The organism is Deltaproteobacteria bacterium (assembly GCA_016208165.1).
GTDB lineage: Bacteria > Desulfobacterota > Desulfarculia > JACQYL01 > JACQYL01 > JACQYL01.
Map to the genome: position 1 here is coordinate 1 of JACQYL010000111.1, position 3,945 is coordinate 3,945.

Annotated in this window: 6 protein-coding genes; all 6 read right to left on the reverse strand. The window is 59.5% G+C overall.

Annotation, left to right across the window (positions count from 1 at the left end):
• The coding region (locus HY788_19905; GenBank protein ID MBI4776406.1) for a hypothetical protein at positions 1 to 182 on the reverse strand (182 nt) is incomplete at its 3' end.
• 26 nt (positions 183 to 208) lie between these two features.
• Positions 209 to 1,393: an iron-containing alcohol dehydrogenase gene (locus HY788_19910; GenBank protein MBI4776407.1), complete on the reverse strand. Its 1,185-nt coding sequence runs from the start codon at positions 1,391 to 1,393 to the stop codon at positions 209 to 211.
• A 3-nt stretch (positions 1,394 to 1,396) separates the two neighbouring features.
• Entirely contained in the window at positions 1,397 to 1,774 is a 378-nt protein-coding gene (locus HY788_19915) for a carboxymuconolactone decarboxylase family protein (protein ID MBI4776408.1), read from the reverse strand.
• 15 nt (positions 1,775 to 1,789) lie between these two features.
• Positions 1,790 to 2,539 carry an N-acyl homoserine lactonase family protein gene (locus HY788_19920; GenBank protein MBI4776409.1) on the reverse strand — a complete coding sequence of 250 codons (750 nt, stop codon included), beginning with the start codon at positions 2,537 to 2,539 and terminating at the stop codon, positions 1,790 to 1,792.
• Positions 2,540 to 2,670: 131 nt separating this feature from the next.
• Positions 2,671 to 3,375: an ABC transporter ATP-binding protein gene (locus HY788_19925; protein MBI4776410.1), complete on the reverse strand. Its 705-nt coding sequence runs from the start codon at positions 3,373 to 3,375 to the stop codon at positions 2,671 to 2,673.
• On the reverse strand, positions 3,369 to 3,945 hold a 577-nt coding region (locus HY788_19930; GenBank protein ID MBI4776411.1), incomplete at its 5' end, for an ABC transporter ATP-binding protein. The genes HY788_19925 and HY788_19930, both read right to left, overlap by 7 nt.

The following is a 3,945-nucleotide window of genomic DNA, read 5'->3' on the forward strand; positions in this document are numbered from 1 at the left end:
CCCTCCGGACCGATTTGCACCGACTGCACCCGCTCGTTGGCAATGCTCAACAGATAAGTGACGTCGTCCACCTTCCAACCGACCTTACCCTGGAACCAGCGGGCGGCCTGCTGGAAACCTTCCACGCGGTTGACCTTCTCCTTTAGATCTTCGAACCAGGCGGCGCCGGGAAAATCAGCCATTCGTTCCTCCGCTACGGCTTGGTGGTCTACCAAGCCGCTTGGTAGATGGACACGATGTCCTCTTCATGAACTTGTCTGGGGTTATTGGCCAGGTGGTGGGCGTAGCGCTTGACCACTACTCGTGCGAAATCGGCAAAGTCGTCCTGATTGACGCCTGCGTCCCTCAGGCGGGTGGGCAACCCGATTTCCGTGGTCAGGCTTCGCACGGCCTCCACCGAAGCCCGCGCCGCATCATGAGTCGACAGACCCGTCATCCGCACCCCCATGGCCTCGGCCACCGAGGCGTATTTTTCGCGGTTGGCCATGAGGTTGAACTCCATAACAGCGGGCATCATCAGGGCGATGGCCAGGCCGTGGCTCAGATGATACTTCATGGCCACCGGATAGGACACGGCGTGTATGGCTCCGATGCCGCTGGATCGAATCGCCATGGCGCCCATGCACACTCCGAAGCACATGGCGTACCGGGCCTCGAGGTTACGGGCGCCCTGGCTGTAAGCTTTGGGCAGATTCTTGGCGATGATTTCGATCCCCCGTCTCGAGAACAGATCGGACAGGGGGTTGGCCTTGACGGTTACAAAGGACTCCAAGGCATGGGAAAAGGCGTCCAGGCCACTCTCGGCCGTCACCTTGGCGGGCATGCTCGAGGTGAGGGCAGGGTCGATCAAAGCCAGGTCGGCAAACGTGTGGGGGCTGTACGAGGTGATCTTGTCTCCGCTCTCGTCGTCCGCCAATACAAACGTGTGGCTGAGCTCGCTGCCGGTGCCCGCCGTGGTGGGAACGAAGATGCGGGGCAGGCCCGGCCTTTTCACCTGATTGATTCCCAGACAGTCTTTGATGTCCCCGTCGTAGGTAGCCATGAAAGAAACGGCTTTGGCCGTATCGATCGAGCTGCCCCCGCCCAAGCCCACGATGATGTCGGCCTTCCAATCCCGGGCCCGGCGTGCGCCTTCTAAGACCAGGCGAATGGGCGCGTCGGGCTCGACCTGGTCGAATATCTCGACCTCATAGTTTTGTTCCCGCAGACGGAGTACGGCTTTTTCGGCCAACCCCGCGGCAATGACGCCCTTATCGCTGATCAGCAGGACCCTCCCACCACCGAACAGGATCCGTGCTTCTTCTCCCAGCCGATCGATGGAGCCGTTACCGAATATGATTTTCCGGGGCAGTTGGAACATGAACACATCGGCCATGCGAAAAAAGTCCTGCATACCCTATCCCTTTCTTTGATTCAACTCGTCCAACAGGGCCCGGGGGCCTTCGATGAGCGAGCAGGCGGCCCCGGAGACCATGGCCGTGACCATCACCTCGACGATTTCATCCGGGGTGCAGCCCGCGTCCAGGGCGCCCTTTACATTGAGGCGCACGCCGGGGGGATAGCGCCGCACCAGGTTGATGCCGATGAGCACGAGTTCTTTGACTTTGCGGGGAAGCACCCCGTCTTCCACACCGATCTTACGCAGGCCGTGGTAGTGATGCAGCGCCTCCGGAGCCCGCTCTCCGAAGACCCTCACCCAGTCCGGCACTTCGCCGTAGTACTCGCGGTACGTCTCGTAGATCGACTCTATGTCCTTGGCCTTTGTTTCAGACATGGTGAGGACCTCCTATCAGCCCGGTATCTCCGTCACGTCAAACAGGGAAGGGTCGTGTTGAGGAATCAGGATGTCGGCCAGGTTCTTGAGCCGGAGCGTGTTGAAGTAGGCCTGGTCCAAGTCCATGAAATTGCCCGGCGGAATGACCCTCCAGAAATGACGGTTTTGGGGTCCCGTCTTCGGCGGGGAGGGATTAAAATTATCCTTGATACAGCACATGCCGCTGATGACCGCTTTGCCCCGGGAAGTCTGCACGCTCACCGCCTGGGTTCCGGGCGTGTGGCTCGGCAGATGGATCACCTCGATACCGGGGAGGATTTCGGTGTCGCCGTCCACCAGTTCAAATCGCAGGTCACGCAGGATCTCGGGATTGTACAGATAGCCCTGCATAGGGTGGGGGGCCAGTGCAAACTTAAGCTCGGACCTCTGCACCACCGTTTTTGCCCGAGTGCAGCGGTGCGTGTTGCCCGCATGGTCGAAGTGCAGGTGTGTCTGGATGACCAGGTCGATTTGATCGGGCCGGAGCCCCACTTTCTCGAGGCCCTGTTCGAAGGTGCACAGGTCTTCTATCGGGGTCTCGGTATACCACGCGCTTTCCGCGGCCGAGATGCCGCTGTCCACAAGAATGTTGAGGTCAGGGCCCTTGATAAACCAACTGATGATGGGCAGCCATTTCTTAACCCCGTAGTTCATGCGGTAGGTCATGATCCCCAAATCCAGGTGGAGCCTGCCCAGGTGGATCGGGACCAGGGAGTAGTCGGGCATCTTTTCCTTCTTGAATGTATCGAGTTAGAATCGAATACGGGGCTTCCGCATTCAATTCGACTGTAGCCGCCGGCCCCGGTATAATCCGGTTTCAGGGTAACGGGCTCGCGCCCTTGCTCCGCAAAATCCTTTCAAAGGCCTAGATAGGCCTCCTTGATGCATGCATCATCCCGCAACGTCCGGGCTTCTCCTTGCATAACGATCTCTCCGTTTTCGATGACATAGGCGAAATCGGAGATGGAGAGGGCGTGGAACACGTTCTGCTCGACCAGAAGCAGGGTGCAGCCCTGAGCCCGGATCTTGTCTATCACGTTGAATATCTCGGCCACGACCAGAGGGGCCAGTCCCAGCGAGGGTTCGTCCAACATGAGCAGCTTGGGATGGGCCATGAGCGCCCGGCCGATGGCCAGCATCTGTTGCTCGCCCCCGCTCAGAGTTCCGGCCAGCTGAGAGCGACGATCGGCGATCGCAGGGAATAGGTTCATCATGTTCTCAATGGTCGCGTTTATCCTGGAGCGGGCCCGAGCGGAATAACCTCCCATCTCGAGATTTTCGAGCACGGTCATGTCCGGGAAAAGGAGCCGGCCCTCGGGCACCTGGATGAGGCCCAATTCGACGATCTGGTGGACGCTCAGACGATCGATACGCCGACCTTCGAAGTGCACCGAGCCGGCGATCAGCGGCAGAAGGCCCGAGATCGCCCGAATGAGGGTGGTCTTTCCTGCTCCGTTGGACCCCAGAAGGGAAACGATCTGGTTCTCTTTCAGCTCCAGAGAGGCGTCCCTGACCGCCGGCAGGTCTCCATACCCCAATCGGATCGAGTCGACCTTCAGCATAGATTGAATTCCTTACCCAGATAGGCCTTGATTACCGCTTCATCGCGGCCGGCTTCCTGCGGCGTGCCATCGAAAATCTTTACGCCGTGATGAATGGTGACAATACGATCGGCCAGGGTCATGACCGCTTTCATCACATGCTCGATCACCAACAGGGTTACGCCGCGCTGTGCAACGCCACGAATCAGTTTGATGGCCTCATCCACTTCCGTGGGATTGAGGCCGGCCATGACCTCGTCCAGAAGCAGGAGTTCCGGCTCGGTGGCCAGAGCCCGGGCCAGCTCCAGGCGTTTTCGACCCGCCAGGGTCAGGGATCCGGCCATCGTGTTTGCGTAGCGTTCGAGACCTAGATCATGGACGATTTCTCCGGCTTTTTGCCTCGCCTGGCCGATACTATCGGCCCGTTCCACGGCTCCGGCCACCACGTTGTCCACCACTGACAGACCGGCCAGGGGCTTGACCACCTGAAAGGTGCGGGCCAATCCCAGTCGGGCTACCTTGTGGGGCGGCGACAGAGAAGTGATATCCCGTCCGTTGAACAGGATTTGCCCGCCATCTACGGGATACATC